The sequence below is a fragment of the Massilia sp. S19_KUP03_FR1 genome, assembly GCF_036688685.1.
Classification (GTDB): domain Bacteria; phylum Pseudomonadota; class Gammaproteobacteria; order Burkholderiales; family Burkholderiaceae_D; genus JALYUM01.
In genome coordinates, this window is sequence record NZ_JAQQPS010000003.1 from 27,965 (window position 1) to 47,457 (window position 19,493).

The 19,493-nt window shown below is 63.9% G+C and carries 17 protein-coding genes; 11 read left to right on the top strand and 6 right to left on the bottom strand.

Features of this window, described 5'->3' with window-relative positions; translation table 11 throughout:
* Positions 1 to 105 precede the first annotated feature (105 nt).
* The 5 genes from V6M87_RS03475 to V6M87_RS03495 all read left to right on the top strand — a co-directional run bounded on the left by V6M87_RS03475 (position 106) and on the right by V6M87_RS03495 (position 4,280).
* Positions 106 to 1,560 (top strand): aminotransferase-like domain-containing protein, encoded by a 1,455-nt coding sequence (locus V6M87_RS03475; protein ID WP_332848346.1) that lies wholly within the window; start codon positions 106 to 108, stop codon positions 1,558 to 1,560.
* The gene (locus V6M87_RS03480; protein WP_332848347.1) at positions 1,553 to 2,230 is read left to right on the top strand and encodes a TetR/AcrR family transcriptional regulator; all 678 of its coding nucleotides are present in this window, start codon (positions 1,553 to 1,555) and stop codon (positions 2,228 to 2,230) included. Before V6M87_RS03475 ends, V6M87_RS03480 begins: the two co-directional genes overlap by 8 nt.
* Positions 2,231 to 2,354: 124 nt before the next feature.
* Positions 2,355 to 2,621 carry a hypothetical protein gene (locus tag V6M87_RS03485; protein ID WP_332848348.1) on the top strand — a complete coding sequence of 89 codons (267 nt, stop codon included), beginning with the start codon at positions 2,355 to 2,357 and terminating at the stop codon, positions 2,619 to 2,621.
* Position 2,622: 1 nt separating this feature from the next.
* Positions 2,623 to 3,513 (top strand): sensor histidine kinase, encoded by an 891-nt coding sequence (locus tag V6M87_RS03490; protein ID WP_332848349.1) that lies wholly within the window; start codon positions 2,623 to 2,625, stop codon positions 3,511 to 3,513.
* A gap of 2 nt (positions 3,514 to 3,515) precedes the next feature.
* Positions 3,516 to 4,280 carry a LytR/AlgR family response regulator transcription factor gene (locus tag V6M87_RS03495; RefSeq protein WP_332848350.1) on the top strand — a complete coding sequence of 255 codons (765 nt, stop codon included), beginning with the start codon at positions 3,516 to 3,518 and terminating at the stop codon, positions 4,278 to 4,280.
* Positions 4,281 to 4,357: 77 nt separating this feature from the next.
* On the opposite strand, the gene V6M87_RS03500 is transcribed toward V6M87_RS03495, so the two are convergent.
* From V6M87_RS03500 to xapA, 6 genes are all read right to left on the bottom strand, one after another.
* Complete coding sequence (locus tag V6M87_RS03500) at positions 4,358 to 4,762, bottom strand: cytidine deaminase (protein ID WP_332848351.1); 405 nt, start codon at positions 4,760 to 4,762, stop codon at positions 4,358 to 4,360.
* Between the two features lie 8 nt (positions 4,763 to 4,770).
* Positions 4,771 to 6,093 carry a thymidine phosphorylase gene (deoA, locus tag V6M87_RS03505; protein ID WP_332848352.1) on the bottom strand — a complete coding sequence of 441 codons (1,323 nt, stop codon included), beginning with the start codon at positions 6,091 to 6,093 and terminating at the stop codon, positions 4,771 to 4,773.
* Between the two features lie 179 nt (positions 6,094 to 6,272).
* A complete protein-coding gene (locus tag V6M87_RS03510; protein ID WP_442920547.1) occupies positions 6,273 to 8,651 on the bottom strand; it encodes an aldehyde dehydrogenase family protein in 2,379 nt (792 codons plus the stop codon).
* An 11-nt stretch (positions 8,652 to 8,662) separates the two neighbouring features.
* Positions 8,663 to 9,619: a deoxyribose-phosphate aldolase gene (deoC, locus tag V6M87_RS03515; RefSeq protein ID WP_332848353.1), complete on the bottom strand. Its 957-nt coding sequence runs from the start codon at positions 9,617 to 9,619 to the stop codon at positions 8,663 to 8,665.
* Entirely contained in the window at positions 9,616 to 10,809 is a 1,194-nt protein-coding gene (locus tag V6M87_RS03520; protein ID WP_332848354.1) for a phosphopentomutase, read from the bottom strand. The genes deoC and V6M87_RS03520 overlap by 4 nt, the downstream gene beginning before the upstream one ends.
* A gap of 26 nt (positions 10,810 to 10,835) precedes the next feature.
* The gene (gene xapA, locus V6M87_RS03525; RefSeq protein WP_332848355.1) at positions 10,836 to 11,675 is read right to left on the bottom strand and encodes a xanthosine phosphorylase; all 840 of its coding nucleotides are present in this window, start codon (positions 11,673 to 11,675) and stop codon (positions 10,836 to 10,838) included.
* Positions 11,676 to 11,954: 279 nt separating this feature from the next.
* Here xapA and V6M87_RS03530 point away from each other — a divergent pair, with 279 nt between their 5' ends.
* The 6 genes from V6M87_RS03530 (at position 11,955) to V6M87_RS03555 (ending at position 19,490) form a co-directional block, all read left to right on the top strand.
* Complete coding sequence (locus V6M87_RS03530; protein ID WP_332848356.1) at positions 11,955 to 13,052, top strand: carbohydrate kinase; 1,098 nt, start codon at positions 11,955 to 11,957, stop codon at positions 13,050 to 13,052.
* Positions 13,053 to 13,055: 3 nt separating this feature from the next.
* Complete coding sequence (locus tag V6M87_RS03535) at positions 13,056 to 13,973, top strand: pseudouridine-5'-phosphate glycosidase (protein ID WP_332848357.1); 918 nt, start codon at positions 13,056 to 13,058, stop codon at positions 13,971 to 13,973.
* Between the two features lie 14 nt (positions 13,974 to 13,987).
* Positions 13,988 to 14,896: a LysR family transcriptional regulator gene (locus V6M87_RS03540; RefSeq protein ID WP_332848358.1), complete on the top strand. Its 909-nt coding sequence runs from the start codon at positions 13,988 to 13,990 to the stop codon at positions 14,894 to 14,896.
* Positions 14,897 to 14,997: 101 nt separating this feature from the next.
* Positions 14,998 to 15,864, top strand: coding sequence for a flagellar motor stator protein MotA (gene motA, locus V6M87_RS03545; protein WP_332848359.1), 867 nt, complete (start codon positions 14,998 to 15,000; stop codon positions 15,862 to 15,864).
* Between the two features lie 376 nt (positions 15,865 to 16,240).
* Positions 16,241 to 19,048, top strand: coding sequence for a di-heme oxidoredictase family protein (locus V6M87_RS03550; protein WP_332848360.1), 2,808 nt, complete (start codon positions 16,241 to 16,243; stop codon positions 19,046 to 19,048).
* 10 nt (positions 19,049 to 19,058) lie between these two features.
* Positions 19,059 to 19,490, top strand: a complete 432-nt coding sequence (locus tag V6M87_RS03555; protein WP_332848361.1) for a hypothetical protein — start codon at positions 19,059 to 19,061, stop codon at positions 19,488 to 19,490.
* Positions 19,491 to 19,493 lie beyond the last annotated feature (3 nt).

The window sequence follows — 19,493 nt, forward strand, 5'->3', positions numbered from 1 at the left end:
CAATAATAGTCAGCAGACAAGTAAGGGCACAGATACACGGGCAGCAAATACGACCAACCGTACTGGCAACCCGATCTGTACAGTTTTACATGAAGGAGCGGGCGGATGAAGGAAGCGGTAACGCACGACGTGGATGGCGACGCCCTCGCATGGCCGCAACTGACCATCGACCGCAGCAAACGCGGCAGCCTGGTCGACCAGATCGTGGCCAGCATCGCGCTGCTGGTCAATGGACGCGACTTGCGTGTCGGCACCAAGATGCCGTCGGTACGCCAATTTGCAAAGTGTAATGGTGTCAGCACCTTCACGGTGGTCGAATCCTACGACCGCCTGCTCAATCTTGGACTGCTGTCCTCGCGCCGGGGTTCCGGCTTTTTTGTGACGAGGAACGATGTCGTTGCGCCAACACAAGCGGCGCTGCAGCCGGGCCCGACCTCGATCGATGCCCTCGCCCCGGATTTGTACTCGGGCGTCTCCGATGCGCTGCCGGTCGGCGCCGGCTGGCTGCCGCCCGAGTGGTATGGCGAAACGACCATCCTCGACGCCGTGCGCCACGCGATGAAAATTCCGGCCAGCCGGCTGCGCGGCTACGGCCACCCGCTCGGCTTTCCCACGCTGCGCCAGCATCTTGCCGCCACCTTGTCCGAGGAGCTGTTCGCGTGCGAACCGGACCAGGTGCTGCTGACCCACGGCGCCACCCACGCCTTCGATCTGATCCTGCGCACGCTCACCAAACCGGGCGACACGGTGCTGGTGGAAGACCCCGGCTACAGCAATTTACTGTCGCTGATACGCCACCACGGCTGCATCGCGGTGGGCATCCCGCGCGGTGAACACGGCCTCGATTTCGACGCATTGATGCGCCAGGCCGCGGCGACGCACCCGAAACTCATGTTCGTCAACACGGTGCTGCAAAACCCGCTCGGCACCTCGCTGTCGCAGGCGCAGGCGCACCGCTTACTGGGCGTGGCCGAGCAGTTCGATTTCTGGCTGGTGGAAGACGATATCTACCGCGAGCTGGCCAGCCGCGGCGACGCTTCGCTGGCGGCGATGGATGGCTTGCGCCGCGTGATCCGCGTCGGCAGCTTTTCGAAGACGCTCTCGCCGGTACTGCGGGTCGGCTCGATCTGCGCGTCGAACACCCTGATTCCCGAACTCCTGCGCATCAAGATGCTGGCCGGCCTGACCACCTCCGAAATCAACGAACGCGCGGTGTTTCACGCGGTCTCGGCGCGGCCCTATAAACGCATGATAGAGCGACTGGTGGCGCAGCTCGACCAGGGCCGCGAGCGCACCATCGAACGGCTGGCGCAGGTGGGCATGACGCCAATCGCGCGCCCGCGCGGCGGCATGTTCGTCAGCGCGGGATGGAGCGCCCCCCCGACCGTGCAACGCAACGGCCGCGTCATCGCCGACCTGGCTTTGAAAGCCGGCATCCTGCTTGCGCCCAGCGAGTTCTTCATGCTGCGCCCACCCGAGTCGGTGTGGTTCCGTTTCAATGTCGCGTATGCCGCCGACACCCCGGCACTACTGGCGTTTTTGAAGGCAATCGATGACTGAACCCATCATCAGCAGCGCCGGCAGACGCAGGGTGCAGAACCGCGACCGGCTTGAAGCGGTCATCGTCCTGGAGGCCGTGCGCATCTTCGCCGAGTGCGGCTTCGAAGGCGCCTCGGTCGCGGTCATTGCCGAGAATGCCGGGCTTTCCAAGCAAAACCTGATGTACTACTTCCCCACCAAGCAGGTGCTGTACGAGCGCGTGCTGGACGACGTGCTGGACGACTGGCTCGAGCGCATGGCCGGCCTGAACGATCCCGGCCACGCACCACGCGACCTGCTGCGCGCCTACATCGGCGCCAAGCTGCGCTTTTCGCGCGAACAGCCGTGGGCGTCGCGCGTGTACGCGATGGAAGTCATTGGCGGCGCCCAGTTCTACGGCGAGCAGATCAAGGCACGCGTGGTCCCGCTGTTGCGGCGCGATATCGACACCTTCGAGCGCTGGATCGCCGAGGGCCGCATCGCCCCCGTGAATGCCACCCACCTGCTGTTCGCCATCTGGGCCATGACCCAATCGTATGCCGACTTCGCCGCGCAGATGGCGCTGGTGCTGGGCCGCACGCAGCTGACGGCGCAGGATTTCGAGGATGCGGAACAGCTGATTACGCGGATGGTGCTGGCGGCAGTCGAGGTGCCAGCAGTCGCCAACGTGGTAACGCAAAAGCCGCCATGACCACAGCTGAGATCCGCGCGGGTTTCCCATTCGCCCCCTGTTTCGCGCCGTTCGTCGCACGCTGCTGGCATCGAGCACCATGCATCACTACAGTGAAGTCATCGCCACCCCACTGGAGTCCACCATGAACCAATCACTCGAATCCCTGTCAAGCCTGCTCGACGACGTCTGGCACGCCCTGTGCCGCACCGTGCGCTACGCGGCGAACGCCATCGCGACCATGTCGTGGCCGGCGCTGCTGCTCACCGCCGTGCTGATGGCGTTTGCGATTTCGCTGGTGCCGCTGGCGCTCACGCTGTTCGTGCTGTTCATGCTGGTCAAGCTGGTGGTCGGCGGCCTGGTCATCAGCAAGCGCCGCAACCGCAACACCCCAACGGACTACAAGGACTGATATGCGCGCCAGCCAGTTGAACCGCACCCTGGATTTCATCCGGGATGCCTTGCGCGAAGCGTCGATTATCTGGTGGCGCTTCGTCGACTGGCTGGCCCTGGTCGAATGGCGGCAGCTGGGCATCATCTGGATACTGGCCATCGTCGCCATGGCCCCCTTCAACACGCCAGAGCCGGCCGTTTGGTTCGTGTTCATCTCGTTCGGCGTGAAGGTGCTGGCCGGCGGCAAGCACAAAGCCGAAGTCGAAGCGCGCCAGGCCGGCGTGAAAGTCAATGTCGCCAACCTGGAAAAGCAGCTGGCGCAGGCCCAGATGGCTGCCTTGCAGGCCCAGGTTGAACCGCACTTCCTGTTCAATACGCTGGCCCTGATCGGCCAGCTGATCGAGACCGACCCGCCCGAAGCTGCGCGCGTGCACGCCCACCTGATCGACTACCTGCGCGCCACCCTGCCCCAGCTGCGCGCGCGCGGCGGCGGCACGCTCGGCAAGCAGGCCGAGATGGCAAAGGCCTATCTGGCCATCATGCAGGCACGGATGAAGGAGCGCCTGCAGGTGAAATTCATCGTCCCGGTGTTCCTCGAAAGCGCGCCGTTCCCGCCGATGATGCTGCAAAGCCTGATCGAAAACGCCATCAAGCACGGCCTGGAGCCGAAGATCGCCGGCGGCACCATCACCGTGCGCGCCCAGGTGTTCGACGCGACGCTGCAGGTGGACGTGTGCGACGACGGCATCGGCATCAGGCTGCATGCACCCGACGGCGTGGGCCTGGCGAATATCCGCGAACGCCTTCAACTGCTGTACGGCAGTGCGGCCGAGCTGGTGATGGAGACGCCAGCCACCGGCGGCTGCTGCGCCTCGATCCGCTTGCCGTATTCGATGATGGAGGATCTGTGACGGTGAAAACGTGTACGGCCTTGATAGCCGACGATGAAACCCCGATGCGCGACCAGTTGAGCGCGCGTTTGCAGGCCGTATGGCCGGCGCTGGAGATCGTCGCGGAAGCGGCCAACGGCAACGACGCCGTCGCCCTGGCGCAGCAGCACCAACCCGACATCGTGTTCCTCGACATCCGCATGCCGGGCATGAGCGGCATTGCGGCGGCGCGCCATTTGTACAGCCGCTGCCATATCGTGTTCGTGACGGCCTACGACCAGTACGCGCTCGATGCATTCGAGCAGGGTGCGATGGATTATCTGCTCAAACCCGTCAGCGCCGAACGGCTTGAGCGCAGCTGCGAGCGCCTGCGCGCGCGCCTGGCCAGGCCGCCCCAGGATATCGGCGCGCAGCTGGCGCAACTGGCGCAGGCAATGCAGCAAGCGGTACCAAGCAAGCCGAATTACCTGCGCTGGATCCAGGCCCAGGTGGGCGGCAACCTGCGCATGGTGAGCACGCGCGAGGTGCTGTTTTTTCAATCGGATGAAAAGTACACGCGGGTGCAGACCGCCAGCGCGGAGCTGTTGATCCGCAAAACGCTCAAGGAGTTATCGGACGAACTCGATCCGGATGAATTCTGGCGCATCCACCGCTCGACGCTGGTGCGGGTCGATGCGATCGTCGAGGTGACGCGGGATCTGCGCGGGCGGCACATGCTGCGGCTGCGCGGGCACAAGGAGGAGCTGGAGGTGAGCCGGAATCACACACATTTGTTTCAGCAGATGTGAGCCGTGGACGGATCCAAGTCAGCATGGGCCCCGGCGTTCGCCGGGGTGACGGTTTTTGAACCTGTGGCCACGCAAGCTCAGTTCAAATCCCCGCCAGCAAACGCATTCGGTAACTGCTGCGCCGCGGTGGTCTCAAAAATATCCCCCTTCAAATTGGTCAGCACGACCGGCAAGTCGTTCCCACCCAACTCGATGATCACCTGCCGGCACGCACCGCACGGCGCAATCGGGCCATCGGTCTGCCCGATCACGGCCAGCCCGACGAAATCGCCCGGCTTGTAGCCATGCGCAATCGCGCTGAAAAACGCCGTGCGTTCGGCGCAGTTGCACAAGCCGTAAGAGGCGTTCTCCACGTTACAGCCGCGGAAAATACGCCCGTCCCTGCATTCGAGCGCCGCACCCACCTTGAACTTCGAGTACGGCGTGTAGGCCAGCTCGCGCGCGGCAGCTGCCTCGGCGATCAGTTTGTCCTGGTTATTCATCGTGCTCCTTATGGACGAATGGTCCGGTAGATCATCGGTTCGGCAACCGGCTTGATGGCGCCGATGCGATACGCCTGCTGCACTTCGCGCACCGCCTGCTCGGCGCCCTCTTGCGTGCGCGCGTGGACCAGCGCCAGCGGCTGACCAACGGCAACCGCGTCGCCCAGTTCCACCAGATCGGTCAAACCGACCGCGAAGTCGATCGCATCCTGCGGACGACGGCGGCCGCCACCCAGGCTGACCACTGCCAGGCCCAGTGTGCGCGCATCGACCGACGCTACAAAGCCGGCGTCCAGGGCCAGCGCCGGCACGATGATCGGTGCGGCTTCCAGGTGCGTATCCGGACGCTCGATCAGATCGGCAGGGCCACCAAGGGCCGCGACCATGCGGCTGAACCGCTCGGCTGCTTCACCGGAGTCCAGCGCCGCCTGCAGTTTGACGCGTGCCTCGGTTTCATTGGCGGCCAGTTTGCCCAGCACCAGCATCTCGGCGCACAAGGCCATTGTTACCTCGTGCAGGCGCGCGGGGCGCGCTTTGCCGGTCAGGTAATCCATCGCCAGGCGCACTTCCAGGCCGTTGCCGGCCACCGGACCGAGCGACTCGTTCATGCCGGTCAAAATGGCCGACGTGTGGGTGCCGGCGCCGTTGCCGACGTCGACGATGCTCTGCGCCAGTTCGACCGACTTGTCGTAGCTCGGCATGAAGGCGCCGCTGCCCACTTTCACGTCCATCACCAGCGCATCGAGCCCGGCGGAGAGCTTCTTGGACAGGATGGAACCGGTGATCATGGCCACCGATTCGACCGTCGCCGTGGTGTCGCGGATGCTGTAGAAACGCTTGTCGGACGGCGCCAGTTGCGCGGTCTGGCCGATGATGGCCACGCCGACGTCCTTGACGACGGTGCGGAACAGTTCCGGATCGGGCACGGTGCAGTAGCCGGGAATGGCGTCGAATTTGTCGAGCGTGCCGCCGGTGTGGCCGAGGCCGCGACCGGAGATCATTGGCACGAAGCCGCCGCAGGCTGCGATCATGGGTCCGAGCATCAGCGAAACCACGTCGCCGACGCCGCCGGTCGAGTGCTTGTCGACGATCGGGCCGGGCAGGTTCATCGAGCGCCACTCCATGACCTGGCCGGAATCGCGCATCGCCAGCGTGAAGGCGACGCGTTCGTCCATGTTCATGTCGTTGAAGTAGACGGCCATCGCCAACGCCGCGATCTGACCTTCGGTGACGCTGTTGTCGGTAATGCCGCGCACAAAAAACTGGATTTCTTCAGCGCTCAGGGCGCCGCCGTCGCGTTTTTTGCGGATGATTTCTTGGGGTAAAAACATGATGTACCTGCTCAGTTATTTAATTAGTTGTCTTCAAAACGTCATCCCCGCGAAAGCGGGGACCCATAACCCTTCAAACGCATACGCAATGTCTGCTCACAGGTGCTATGGGTCCCCGCCTGCGCGGGGAGTCGTTGCGACCAATGGGAGCGATGACGGTTTTACGGGTAACGGTTACTTTAGACGCCGTACGGAATCCAGACGTTTTTAACCTGGCTCGCATGCCGCAACACCGCGCGCCCGCAAGCCTGCTTCGGATCGAACCAGTCGCGCCCCTTGCCACCGCCCACCCACGTGCGTTTCAGCGTCTCGGACGACAGGCGCTCGACTTCCGCGCAACCTGCGGCCGAACCGTCATGGCGCCACACCGCATCGATATCGCCGTGCGTGGCCAGCGTGCGCGCCAGTTCATCGGCGCTGCCGGTGACGATATTGAGCACACCGCCGGGCAAGTCCGACGTATCGAGCACCTGGTACAAATCGATTGCCGACAGCGGGAACGCTTCGGACGGCACAGCCACCACGCGGTTGCCCAGCGCGATGGCAGGGGCAACCAGCGAAATGAAGCCCAGCAGCGGAGCTTCGTTCGGGCACACGATGCCGATCACACCAACCGGTTCATTGAGCGCCACGGTGATGCCGTGCATTGGCGGCTGGTGTACCTGGCCGTCATACTTGTCGGCCCAGGCGGCGTAGTAGAACAGGCGTTCGATCGATGCCTGCACTTCGCGCTCCGGGTTTTTAGCGCCGGTCATCGCGGCCAGGCGCGCGGCGAATTCGTCGGCGCGGATCGCCAGGTTTTCAGCGATGTAGTACAGCACCTGCGCCCGATTGTGCGCGGTGGCTTTGGTCCAGCCGCTGGCTTTATGTGCAGCTTCAACGGCGTTGCGGATATCCTTGCGGCTGCCTTCGCCGACATCGGCCAGGAAGGCGCCGTTCGCGCCCGTGATGGCGCGGCTGTAAGCGCCGTCAGGGCGGGCCTGCTTGCCGCCGATGTACATCTTGGCGGTGCGGTCGATGGCAAACGGCGATCCAGCGTCGGCGGCCTTCACGGCGCCCTTCTCGATCGCCAGCGGTGCTGCCGGGCGCGCGTCTTCCGACAGCGGCGTCAGGTACTCGTACATGCCTTCTTTGCCGCCTTCGCGGCCGTAGCCGGATTCGCGGTAGCCGCCAAAGCCGCAGGCTGCGTCGAACTGGTTGGCGGTGTTGATCCACACGACGCCGGCTTTGAGCTGCGGCGCCACGTCCAGCGCCAGGCTGATCGACTCGGACCACACGCATGCGGCCAGGCCGTAGACGGTGTTGTTGGCCAGCTGGACTGCCTCAGCCGGCGTGCGGAAGCTCATGGCGACCAGCACCGGCCCGAAGATTTCGGCTTGCGCCACGGCAGCCGACGTCGACGCGCCCAAAATCAGGGTCGGCAAATACCACGAACCCTCGTCCGGCATTGCGCACGATGGCTGCCACACTTCGCAACCTTCGGCACGGGCCGACTCGACCAGGCCGTGGATGCGCTGCTGCTGCACGGGATCGACCAGTGCGCCCAAGTCCATGGATTTGTCCAGGGGCGAGCCGACACGCAGGTTTTCCATGCGCGCCTTGACCTTGGCAATAAACCGTTCTTCGATCGATTCCTGCACAAGTAAACGCGAACCCGCGCAGCAGACCTGGCCCTGGTTGAACCAGATCGAGTCGACCAGGCCTTCGACGGCGGCGTCGAGGTCGGCGTCTTCAAACACGATGAACGGTGATTTACCGCCCAGCTCCAGCGACAGTTTTTTACCGCTGCCAGCGCTGGCCTTGCGAATCAGGCGGCCCACTTCGGTGGAACCGGTGAACGCCAGCTTGTCGATGCCAGGGTGGTTGACGATGGCTTCGCCCACGCGGCCGTCGCCGGTGACGATATTCACAACACCGGCCGGCACGCCGGCCTGCTGGCAAATCTCGGCAAACAGCAGCGCGGTCAGCGACGTGAACTCTGCCGGCTTGAACACGACCGTGTTACCGGCAGCGAGTGCCGGCGCGATTTTCCACGACAGCATCAGCAGCGGGAAATTCCAGGGGACGATCTGGCCGACGACACCGACGGCGCGGTAGTCGGCGAATTCTTCCGACTGCAGCTGCGCCCAGCCGGCGTGGTGATAGAAATGGCGCGCGGCCAGTGGCAGATCGGCGTCACGCGTTTCGCGGATGGTCTTGCCGTTGTCGAGCGTTTCGAGGACGGCGAACAGGCGCGCATGCTTTTGCAGCAGGCGCGCCAGCGCGTACAGCACGCGTGCGCGGCCATGGCCACCCAAAGCGACCCAGCCCGGCTGCGCACGGCGCGCGGCAGCCACGGCGCGATCAACATCGTCGGCGCCAGCCTGCGTGACTTGCGCCAGTTCACGGCCATCGGCAGGATTATTGGAGGCGAAGGTCTCGGTGCCGGGGGTCCACGCGTTGTCGATGAACAGGCCGAAGGTGCGGCCGTGCTGCTCCAGCCACGCCTGCGCTTCTTTGGTGCTCTCTGCTGCGGGGCCGTAGTCCATATTCTGCAAAATCTCGGTAATAGTAGGCATCTGAATGGGCTTTAAGGTTGCGCGTGACGGTGATTGGCCGAGTAATTCCCGGTAACGTAATGTTCGAGCTGGCGTTCGATGTCGGTCAGCAGGCTCGATGCACCGATGCGGAACAGGTGCGGCTCGAGCCACTCGTTGCCCAGTTCTTCTTTCATCAGGGTCAGGTACTGCAGCGCGCCCTTGGCCGAGCTGACGCCGCCGGCCGGCTTGAAGCCGATCTGGAAGCCGTAACGCTCGTGGTATTCGCGGATGGTGCGCACCATCGTCAGCGCGACGGGTATGGTGGCATTGACGCCTTCCTTGCCGGTCGAGGTCTTGATGAAGTCGGAACCAGCCATCATGCAGACCCACGACGCCTTGGCCACGTTTTCCAGCGTGGTCAGGTCGCCAGTGGCGAGGATGGCTTTGACGTGGGCGTCGCCGCAGGCGTCGCGATACGCCTTCATTTCGTCGTACAGCGCTTGCCAGTTACCCGTCAACACGTGCTGGCGCGTGATGACGATGTCGATTTCGGTGGCGCCGGCCGCGACCGACAATGCGATTTCGCGCAGCTTGGTTTCCATACTCGACAGACCCGCCGGGAACGCGGTCGACACGGCGGCGATCGGCAAACGGCCGTTCAGCACGGCGACTGCCGGCGTGATCATCTCGTGGTACACGCAGACGGCGCCGGTGGTCAGCTCGGTGAGGCCGAGTGCCTCCATCAAATCGGTGCGCAGCGGGCGCATGGCTTTGCGGCACAGGCGCTCGACGCGGCCCGGGGTGTCGTCGCCACCGAGGGTGGTCAAGTCGATGCACTGGATGGCTTTCACCAGCCACGCAGCCTGATACTCTTTTTTGACGGTACGGCGGTTCACCAGGCTGGCAGCGCGGCGGTCCGATGCGTTGCGGTTCACCTTGACCTGGTTGACCCAGCCGAGATCGAGGCCGACTGCCTCATTGCGTTTGAATGCTGCTGGAGTGCTCATAACTGCGCGGTTCCGTGGGAAAGGGGTGAGACGCCGAGGTGCTTGGCCAAAGTCGCGCCAATGTCGGAGAAGGTGTCGGCGATCGGCAGCGCGCGCGGCGCGATGCCGGGGCCGAAGAAGATCATCGGGATATGTTCGCGCGTGTGGTCCGAACCCGGCCACGACGGGTCGCAGCCATGGTCCGCCGTGATGACGACCAGGTCGCCCGGTTTCAGCCTGGCCATGAACTCCGGCAGGCGCGCGTCGATTTCGTGCAGCGCGTTTGAATAGCCCGCAATGTCACGCCGGTGGCCGAACATCATGTCGAAGTCGACGAAGTTGACGAACGTGAGCGACTTGTCGCCCGCTTCTTGCTCGACCTTCAGGAGCGCGTCGAACAACGCCATGTTATCCGGGCCCTTGACCACGCGCGAGACGCCCATGGTGGCGAAGATATCGCTGATTTTACCCAGCGCGATCACTTCGCCGCCTTCGTCCTTGACATGGTCGAGCAGCGTTTTCGATGGCGGCGGCACAGCGTAATCGTGGCGGTTGCTGGTGCGCTTATAATTGCCGTTCGATCCCGTGAACGGCCGCGCGATCACGCGGCCGATGTTGTACGGTTTCACCAGTTGGTAGGCCGCTTCGCAGATTGCATACAGCCGCTCCAGGCCGAAGTGCTCTTCGTGCGCGGCGATCTGCATGACCGAATCGGCCGACGTGTAAATGATTACCTTGCCGGTCGCGACATGCTCGTCGCCATACAGGTTGATGATCTCGGTGCCGGATGCATGGCAGTTGCCCAGCCAGCCCGCCACGCCGGTCTGGCGCTGCAGTTCGTCGGTCAATTCAGCCGGGAACGATGGCACCGTGCGCGGGAAGTAACCCCAGTCGAACGTGACCGGCACGCCGGCGATTTCCCAGTGGCCGCTTTGGGTATCCTTGCCGGTCGAGCGCTCGCGCGCGGCGCCATACGCGCCTTCAAAACCGTCGCGCTGATGGAAACCGGCGGCCCACTCGCCGCTGGCCAGCTGAGCGGCCGCGGCCAGGCCCAGGCGCTCCAGGTTGGGCAGCTGCATCGGCGTGCCCTGTTCGGCAGCCCAGGCGGCGATATGGCCGAAGGTATTGGCGCCCACGTCGCCGTACTGGACGGCATCTGGCGTGGCGCCCAGCCCGAACGAATCGAGCAGGAGGATGAAGGCACGGGACATGAATGAACTCGCTAAACGGTATAGGTTTATTCGGCGCGCGGCGTGGCAGCCACGCGTTCGAGGAAGGCCAGGATCAGCTTGACCAGCTCTTTCGCACCAATCGCGGCGTACTTCAAGGTCTGGTCGTGCGACAGCGCGAACGGCGACATGCCCTCAGCCAGGTTGGTGATGACGGACACGCCGGTCACTTTCAGGCCGCAATGGCGCGCGGCGATCACTTCCGGCACCACCGACATGCCGACCACGTCCGCACCCAGCGTTTTGAACGCGCGGATTTCGGCCGGGGTCTCGAAGTTCGGGCCCGGGCAGCTCAGGAACACGCCTTCGTGCAGGGTGATGCCCTGATCCTGCGCGGTCGATTTCACCAGGGCGCGGATATCGAAGTCGTAGGCATTGGCCATGCTGAAAAAGCGCGGGCCGAAACGGTCGTCGTTTGGGCCGACCATCGGCGTGCCCGGCAAGAAGTTGATGTGATCCGTCAGCGCGACCAGGCTGCCGGCGTCGACGTCGGCGCGCAGGGAGCCGGCGGCGTTGGTCACGAACAGCATCTCGCAGCCGAGCAGCTTCATGGTGCGCACGGCCGAGGTCATCACGCCGGTGCCGTAGCCTTCATAAAAGTGGCCACGGCCCTTCATGCACACCACGTCCACGCCGGCCAGCGAGCCGATCACCAGTTCGCCGGCGTGGCCGTGCACGGTGCTGATCGGGAAGCCCGGCAGCTGGTCGTAAGCGATCGAGATGGCGTCGGTCATCTGTTCGGCCAGCACGCCCAGGCCGGAGCCAAGAATCATGGCGATGCGCGGTGAAAAACCTGGTTTGCGGGCGCGGATGACGTCAACTGCTTCGAATGGGGTGTTGCTGGACATGAAAATTCCTCAGGTAGATGGTGATGGCTCATTGGCGCCTGCAGGACCTGTTGGTTCGCGGCGGAGGTGCGCAGCGGGTGCGCGCCGCAATGGCAATGGGGCAATCCAATATTATAACTATGCATGAACGTCGATATGTATGGCAAATACGATTTTTCTTCCCGATTTATATCGGGAATATATAAATCTGCGCTAATATCGAGCGATATGTTATCCCGATTGACTGCTAGCAAACAATTGTTTACGATCATAAACAATTGTTTATAAAGAGATGGTTCCGTGGCCGACGCATCCAAAAAAGAGCTGCTGTATGCGCTCATCCGCGACAATCCTTATATTGCCCAGCAAGACCTGGCTGAGGCGCTCGGCTTGTCGCGCTCCGCCGTCGCCGGCCACATTGCCGCGCTGATCCGCGAGCGGCGCCTGCTCGGCCGTGCCTACGTGCTGCCCGACCGACGCCCCATCGTCTGCATCGGTGCGGCCAACCTGGACCGCAAACTGCGCTCGCTCGCCCCGCTCACCATGGGCACCTCGAATCCCGCGCACGCCGATGAATCGTTCGGCGGCGTGGCGCGCAATATTGCGGAGAATCTGGCGCGGCTCGGTAGCAAGGTGGCCCTGATCACGGCGGTCGGCGATGATGCCGCCGGCGCCGCTCTGCTAGCCCACGCGGCTGCTATCGGCATCGACACCGGCGCCACCCTGAAGCTGGCAGACACCTGCAGCGGTACCTACACGGCGGTGCTGGACGGCGGCGGCGAGATGGTCGTCGCGCTGGCCGACATGGCCCTGTACGACCAGCTCACGCCTGCCTGCCTCGACATCCGCGCCACGCTGCGCAGCAACGCCGCCATGGTGCTGGTCGACCTGAACCTGCCGCGCGAAACGGTGGCGGCGCTGATCGACGCGGCCGGGCGCGACCAGGTTCCGCTGATAATCGTCGCGGTCTCGATTCCCAAGATGGCGCGCCTGCCCGCGTCGCTGCACGGCGTGCGCCTGGTGATTCTCAATGAAGGCGAACTGGCCGCGCGCGTCAGGCGTGACCTGGTAACCGACAGCGACGTCGCCGCCGCCTGCCGCGCCCTGCAGGATCAGGGCGCGCGCGACGTCATCGTCACGCGCGGCGCCCTCGGCGTGTGGTACACCAGCACCGATGGCGTCGGGCACCTGCCGGCGCCGCACGCCGAACCAGTCGACGTCACCGGCGCCGGCGACGCCTTTGCCGCCGCCGTCTGCCATACCCTCAACCTGGGCGGCGACCTGGCCCTGGCCTGCCGGCGCGGCCTGGAACTGTCCGCGCTGACGCTGGCCTGCACCCAAACCGTTTGCCCGACGATCTCGCACGAGACCTTCCGTACCCCACTTTTACAGGATTGACCGATGCACCACTACCTCTTGTTCTCCGCTGAAGTACTGGCCGCGCGCGCCGCCGGTTTGCCCATCGTCGCCCTCGAGTCGACCATCATCTCGCACGGCATGCCGTATCCGCAGAACGTCGAGATGGCGCGCGGCGTCGAGCAGGTGATCCGCGATGCCGGCGCCGTGCCGGCCACGATTGCCATCATCGACGGCAAGATCTGCATCGGCCTGTCCGCAGAGCAGCTCGAACTGCTGGCCACCTCGCCCGACGCCATGAAAGTGAGCCGGCGCGACCTGCCCTACGTGCTCGCGCAGAACAAGCTGGGCGCCACCACCGTGGCCGCCACCATGATCTGCGCGCAACTGGCCGGCATCCCGGTGTTCGTCACCGGCGGCATCGGCGGCGTGCACCGCGGCGCCGAGACCAGTTTCGACATTTCGGCCGACCTGCAGGAACTTGCACGGACCAGCGTCGCGGTGGTGTGCGCGGGGGTGAAATCGATCCTCGATATCGGTCTCACGCTGGAATACCTGGAAACCCACGGCGTGCCCGTGATCAGCGTCGGCCAGCCCGGCTTCCCGGCCTTTTTTACGCGCGAGAGCGGCTTCCAGGCCGACTTCCAGCTCGATACACCCGAAGACCAGGCGCGCTTCCTGCAAACCAAGTGGCGCCTGGGCCTGGCCGGCGGCGTCGTCGTCAGCAATCCGGTACCGGCAGCGGCCGCGATGGACCAGGCCGAAATCGACGCCATCACCGAACAGGCTTTGCGCGAAGCCGATGAACAAGGCGTCAGCGGCAAACAGGTCACGCCGTTCCTGCTCGGTCGCATCAAGCAACTCACCGACGGGCGCAGCCTGGCGACGAATATCGCGCTGGTACGCCATAACGCGCTGGTCGGCGCACGCCTGGCGGTGGCCTTGAACGCGCTGTCGGCCTGAGCGGCGCCGCCCTTATGTCGATCGACCTGAAGCAGCTCAAATATTTTCTCGCCGTGGCCGAAGAAAAAAGCTTCAGCCGCGCCGCCGAACGCCTGCACATCTCGCAGCCGCCGCTGTCGCAGCAAATCATGAAGCTGGAAAGCGAACTGGGGGTGCGCCTGTTCGCGCGCACCACCCGTACCTTCGAGCTGACCGTGGCCGGCAAGGCGCTGATGGTGGAGGCCAAGGATTTACTGGCCAGGATGCGCATGACGATCGACACCATCCGCCAGATTGACCGCGGCGAAGTCGGCCGCCTGCGCGTGGGCATCGTCGGCTCGGCCATGTGGGGGCCGATTCCGCGCATGCTCGAGCAGTTCCAGACGCAGTATCCGCGCGTAACCTGGACCATCCACGAACTGGGCCCGAACGACCAGTACGAAGCGCTGCGCGCCAGGCAGATCGACGTCGGCTTCTGGCGCGAACCGCGCTTCGACGAGGTATTCCTGAAGCACGACCAGCTGCGCCAGGACCTGTGCTTCCGCGAAAACGCCTGCGTGGCCGTCAACGAACACCACCCGCTGGCGAAACAGCCGCACATCGAACTGACCGACCTGGCCGGCGAGCCGATGCTCACCCTGATCCTGGCCAATTCCACCTTCTCGCGCTACCTGGTGCAATGCTGCATCGACGCAGGTTTTCAACCGGCCATCTACCAGGAAGCGACCGAACCGCAGACGCTGCTGGCGATGGTCGGCGCGGGCCTGGGCGTGGCGATGCTGCCGGAAACCACCAGCCGGGTCGGCTGGCCGGGCGTCGTGTTCTTGCCGATCAAGACCAATCCGCCGTCGGCGAATTTGCTGGTGGCCTACGCCGCGCAGGAAGATGCGCCGGTGCTACGGGCGTTTTTGAACATCGTCAATCCGCCCCCCGCTGCCGGATAAACAACGACTGGCTTGAACCCGCACAAGCGAACTGAGCGTTGATATCTTTCCGATCGGCAAGATGCTATCCTGTTTTTTTGTGCTGTGAACGGGGAGTCATCGTGGCGGTCGTGATTGGCATCATCATTGTATTGGGCGCCATTTTCGGCGGTTTTGTATTGGAAGGCGGTTTCCTGGGGCCGCTGTTCCAGCCCTACGAATTGCTGATGATTGCTGGCGGCGCGGGTGGCGCATTTGTCATCTCGAATGACCGCAAGGCGCGCCAGGCGACCTTCGCCGCGCTTCCCTCGCTGTTTCAAACATCGAAACAAACCAGCGCCCTCTACCTGGAATTGTTGTCGCTGATGTTCGACATCCTGACCAAGGTGCGCAAAGAAGGCCTGATGTCGCTCGAGCCGGATATCGATGCGCCGCAGCGCAGCGGCCTGTTCCTGAAATATCCGATCATCATGGACGATCCGCATCTGACCGAATTCATCGCCGACTATTTTCGCCTGCTGGTGTCCGGGAATATGGATCCCTTCCAGATCGAAAACCTGATGGACAATGAAATCGAGATCCATCATCAGGATGGCGACCTGGCCATCCACGCCATGCATAAAATCGCCGATGGCCTGCCGGCGTTCGGCATCATCGCCGCGGTGATGGGCGTGGTGCATACGATGGCGTCGGTCGGCTTGCCGCCGTCCGAACTGGGCAACCTGATTGCCGCGGCCCTGGTCGGCACCTTCCTCGGCATCCTGCTCGCGTATGGCGTGTTCAGCCCGATGGCCAGCCTGCTGGAACGCAAACTGGCCGAATCGACCAAGGTGTACCAGTGCGTCAAGGTGATCATTATCGCCAGCCTGAACAGTTATCCGCCGGCGCTGGCGGTGGAATTCGGCCGCAAAGTGGTGTCAGCCAGCGAGCGGCCATCGTTTGCCGAACTGGAAGAACATTGCCGGCAATTGAAGCGGATTACCAGATAACACAAACTGTTACAGCTTAGAAAGCAACCAGCGCCACGTTATCGAAAAGATACTTGCATAGTCAATCCTGCAATGTCTGACTGACGCACGCGGATTCTCCCATCCGCCATCGCGCGTTGCAAACCGTGATTCCCATAGTGGACGGACATCCGGGAAGCGGATTTCTGCGCGAATTGCAGCGCGATATCGAAATAGCCAGAGCCGTTGTGCTGGTAACACCATTTCGCGCGATCGTGCTTTTCCGCACCAAAAGGCCGTCGGGGTCGCCGCTTGACACCCCAATTGGCGCGCGATATCTTCTCGAAAATTGCCAAAATGAAAGTTTTTAATCCTCATTAAAGGCGTTCTCTGCGGTACCAATATAAAGGCAACACCGATGTCGACCCTCGCTTCTGCGCCTGCGCGCACGCTCCTGAAAACGATACCGTTCGCGGTTGCCATGTTGCTGGTCGCCTGCGGCGGCGGTGGTGCTGGTGGTAATCCTGCTGCGACCACGCCAGCGCCCGCGCCGGCCGGCAATGGTAGCGCCCCCGTCACGACCACGCCCGCCACCCCGGCGCCGACGACCCCGGTGCAGGGTGAACTGGGCGCGCCCGGCGTGGCCGTGAAACCGGTTGCGGCCACCTCGTCCGCGCTGGAAAACCCCGGCAATTCCGCGGCGCTGGCGATCGATGGCCAGCTCACGACACGCTGGGCCAGCGCTTTCGACGACGCCGCCTGGATCCAGTTCGATTTCGGCGTGAAGACGCAAATCGGCTACATGAACCTGCTGTGGCAGAACGCCTACGCCAAGCAATACCAGGTGCAGGTGTCCGACGACGGCATCACATTTACCCAGGTGCGCTCGGTCACGGCCGGCGCCGGCGGCACCGAGGAATTTTTCAACCTCGGCATCAACGCCCGCTACGTGCGCCTGCAGGGCGTCGAGCGCGCCACCCAATACGGCTATTCGTTGTTCGAAGTGAGTTTCAAGACGCCCGGCATCGACAACACGCTGACCAGCGCCACCACCTCCGCCTTCAAATACCCGGCCGACGGCGCCGGCATGGCGCCGCTGCCGGCCGCCGCCGCGCCAATTGAGTCGATCCAGTTTTCGCTGCCGGACGGCACACTGGTCACCCGCTTCGGCGCGCGCGGGCTGGCCCGCCACGGCCGCGAGCGCGGCGAAGAGTGGAATGAAATTGGCTACGGCCTGAACGAAACCATCGATGCCGTCACCGGTATGCCAGTCGACAAGGGCCCGGGCAACTACCTGACCTTCGTCACCAACTATTTTAAAAATCGCAGCTGGGGCGTGGAGATCATCGACAACAGCCGCGTGGCCGGCGTCACCAAGCCGGTATTGACCGTGAACCAGTACACCACGGTTGACTTCCTGAAAGGCGGCATCGCCTTCTTCCGCGCCATCGACCAGCCCGGCGCGACCGGCTATGGCTGGATGGCGCCCGGCCAACTGGTCGACGACAATATCGCCATCTGCAAACCGACCGCTTTCCCGGCCAACAATCTGCTCACCAACGCCAACGGCATCAATGGCGGTTGCACCATCCAGGTCAACAACTACCCGGGCATGACGGCGCTCGACGCCAACGGTTTTCCGAACGGCGTGAACATCCCGTCGCGGGCGCTGGTCACCGGCGACGTCATCGAAGTGTCGCCGTCGATGTTTTCCACGGTCGCCTCGATGGCCAGCGTGGGCGACAGCGGCGGCATCCGCTATTACTCGGCGGAGTGGGTGTACGTGGTGGGTTCCGGCCTGAAGCCGTGGTACGGCGTGCAGCCACGCCTGAACTCGGTGCCGCTGCCGGCAGAAACCTTGTCCGGCGGCGACGGTTCGGTGTCGTATAACTACTCGGACAATGGCTTGTTCATGTTCCAGCAGCCGCACAACAACGTCGGCATGCAGAACGTGCAGCGCTTCGTCGAAGGCCGCCGCCTGGCCCACACCAATTTCACGACGGGCGATCACAATGAACCGGGCAACGACCGCATGGACGCGGCCATCGGCCTGCAGGGACTGCGCTTCAACCAGTCCGCCTGCATCGCCTGCCACGTCAACAACGGTCGCAGCCCCGCGCCAAGCGCGCTGAACCAGAAACTCGACAAGATGTCGGTGCACGTCGCCGCGCTCAACGCCGCCGGCCAGCAAGTGGCGCATCCGCAATACGGCGCGTCGGTCCAGATGAATGCCCTGTCGTCCACCGGCGTGCCGCAGAACTGGGGCACCACGGTGCGCGTCGGCGCCTTTGAAACCAGCGCGGTCACGCTGGCCGACGGCACCAAGGCCGAACTGCGCAAGCCTGTGCTGGCCTTCGAAGGCCCGGTACCGGCCGCCTCGTCGCTGCGCGCCGCGCAACCGATGATCGGCGCCGGCTTGCTCGAAGCCGTGCCCGAAGCCGACATCCTGGCACGCGTGCGCACCAGCGCAGACGCCGATGGCGTAAAAGGCACCGCCAACTTCGTGTTCGACCCGGAATCGGGCGCAGTGCGCCTGGGCCGCTTCGGCTGGAAAGCGTCGAAAGCAACGCTGCGCCACCAGACCGCCGCTGCCCTGCTGCAGGATATGGCCGTCACCTCACCGGTCTACCCGAACCGCAGTTGCGGCACGGACCCGGCCGGTTGCAGCAGCGCGGTGGCCCAGAAAGGCATCTCGGAAACCGACTTGCAGGCCCTGTCGCGCTATCTGGCCCTGGTGGCGGTACCGGCCCAGCGCAGCCTGCCGAGCGGCTTCCCGAAAGGCGTCGCACCGATCGACGAGTTGAACGTGAACCCGGTGCAGGTGGCTGCCGGCGCCAAACTGTTCCAGGGCATGCGCTGCGCCGCATGCCACACCAGCGAAATGAAAACCGGTTCCGGCCACCTGTTTGCCGAACTGCGCAACCAGACCATCCGTCCCTACACCGACCTGCTGCTGCACGACATGGGCGCCGGTCTGGCCGACAAGCTGGTCGAAGGACAAGCCACTGGTGCAATGTGGCGCACGGCGCCGCTGTGGGGCATCGGCTACACCGAAAAGGTGATGGGCGACATTAGCAAGGTCGGCTACCTGCACGACGGCCGGGCACGCAATCTCACCGAAGCAATCTTGTGGCATGGCGGCGAAGCGGACGTGGCGCGCCAGCGTTTTGAAAAGCTGGCCAAGGCCGACCGCGAGAGTTTGCTGGCCTTCCTGAAATCCTTGTAATCGAACTCTTATGCTCACTTCGACACCATTTCGCCTCCTCGCCTGCGCCGCCCTGCTGTTTCTGACGGCGCCCGCCGATGCCGATGCCCAGGAAATCGATTCGCGCTGGAACGTGCGCATCCTCGACGAGCAGCGTCAACTGAAGCAGGAGGCGACGCTGCAATTTACCGACGAGCCCGCCAAATCCTGCATGCGCGGTAAATGGAAACGCCTGGTGGTCGAGCCGCAAGGCCTCGGCGACCCTGCCTTTTTCCCCTTGACCGAGCCGCTGGCCTACAAGCTGCAGCATGGCGTGCTGACGATAGGCCGCACCAGCATCTGCAATCGCTACCTGTTTTTGAGCGGCACCTCGGCGGAGAAGGATATCCACGGCACCTACAAAGCCGTCAGTGCCGGGCGCAGCAAACAGCTCGGGCTGTTCACGATGGCGCCCATTCCGTAACGC

Coding starts and splice junctions, on each gene's coding strand:
- V6M87_RS03555 (WP_332848361.1), top strand. CDS start 19,059: ATGCTCACTTCGACACCATTTCGCCTCCTCGCCTGCGCCGCCCTGCTG.
- V6M87_RS03490 (WP_332848349.1), top strand. CDS start 2,623: ATGCGCGCCAGCCAGTTGAACCGCACCCTGGATTTCATCCGGGATGCC.
- V6M87_RS03520 (WP_332848354.1), bottom strand. CDS start 10,809: ATGTCCCGTGCCTTCATCCTCCTGCTCGATTCGTTCGGGCTGGGCGCC.
- V6M87_RS03540 (WP_332848358.1), top strand. CDS start 13,988: ATGTCGATCGACCTGAAGCAGCTCAAATATTTTCTCGCCGTGGCCGAA.
- V6M87_RS03500 (WP_332848351.1), bottom strand. CDS start 4,762: ATGAATAACCAGGACAAACTGATCGCCGAGGCAGCTGCCGCGCGCGAG.
- deoA (WP_332848352.1), bottom strand. CDS start 6,093: ATGTTTTTACCCCAAGAAATCATCCGCAAAAAACGCGACGGCGGCGCC.
- deoC (WP_332848353.1), bottom strand. CDS start 9,619: ATGAGCACTCCAGCAGCATTCAAACGCAATGAGGCAGTCGGCCTCGAT.
- V6M87_RS03480 (WP_332848347.1), top strand. CDS start 1,553: ATGACTGAACCCATCATCAGCAGCGCCGGCAGACGCAGGGTGCAGAAC.
- V6M87_RS03510 (WP_442920547.1), bottom strand. CDS start 8,651: ATGCCTACTATTACCGAGATTTTGCAGAATATGGACTACGGCCCCGCA.
- V6M87_RS03550 (WP_332848360.1), top strand. CDS start 16,241: ATGTCGACCCTCGCTTCTGCGCCTGCGCGCACGCTCCTGAAAACGATA.
- xapA (WP_332848355.1), bottom strand. CDS start 11,675: ATGTCCAGCAACACCCCATTCGAAGCAGTTGACGTCATCCGCGCCCGC.
- V6M87_RS03475 (WP_332848346.1), top strand. CDS start 106: ATGAAGGAAGCGGTAACGCACGACGTGGATGGCGACGCCCTCGCATGG.
- V6M87_RS03485 (WP_332848348.1), top strand. CDS start 2,355: ATGAACCAATCACTCGAATCCCTGTCAAGCCTGCTCGACGACGTCTGG.
- V6M87_RS03535 (WP_332848357.1), top strand. CDS start 13,056: ATGCACCACTACCTCTTGTTCTCCGCTGAAGTACTGGCCGCGCGCGCC.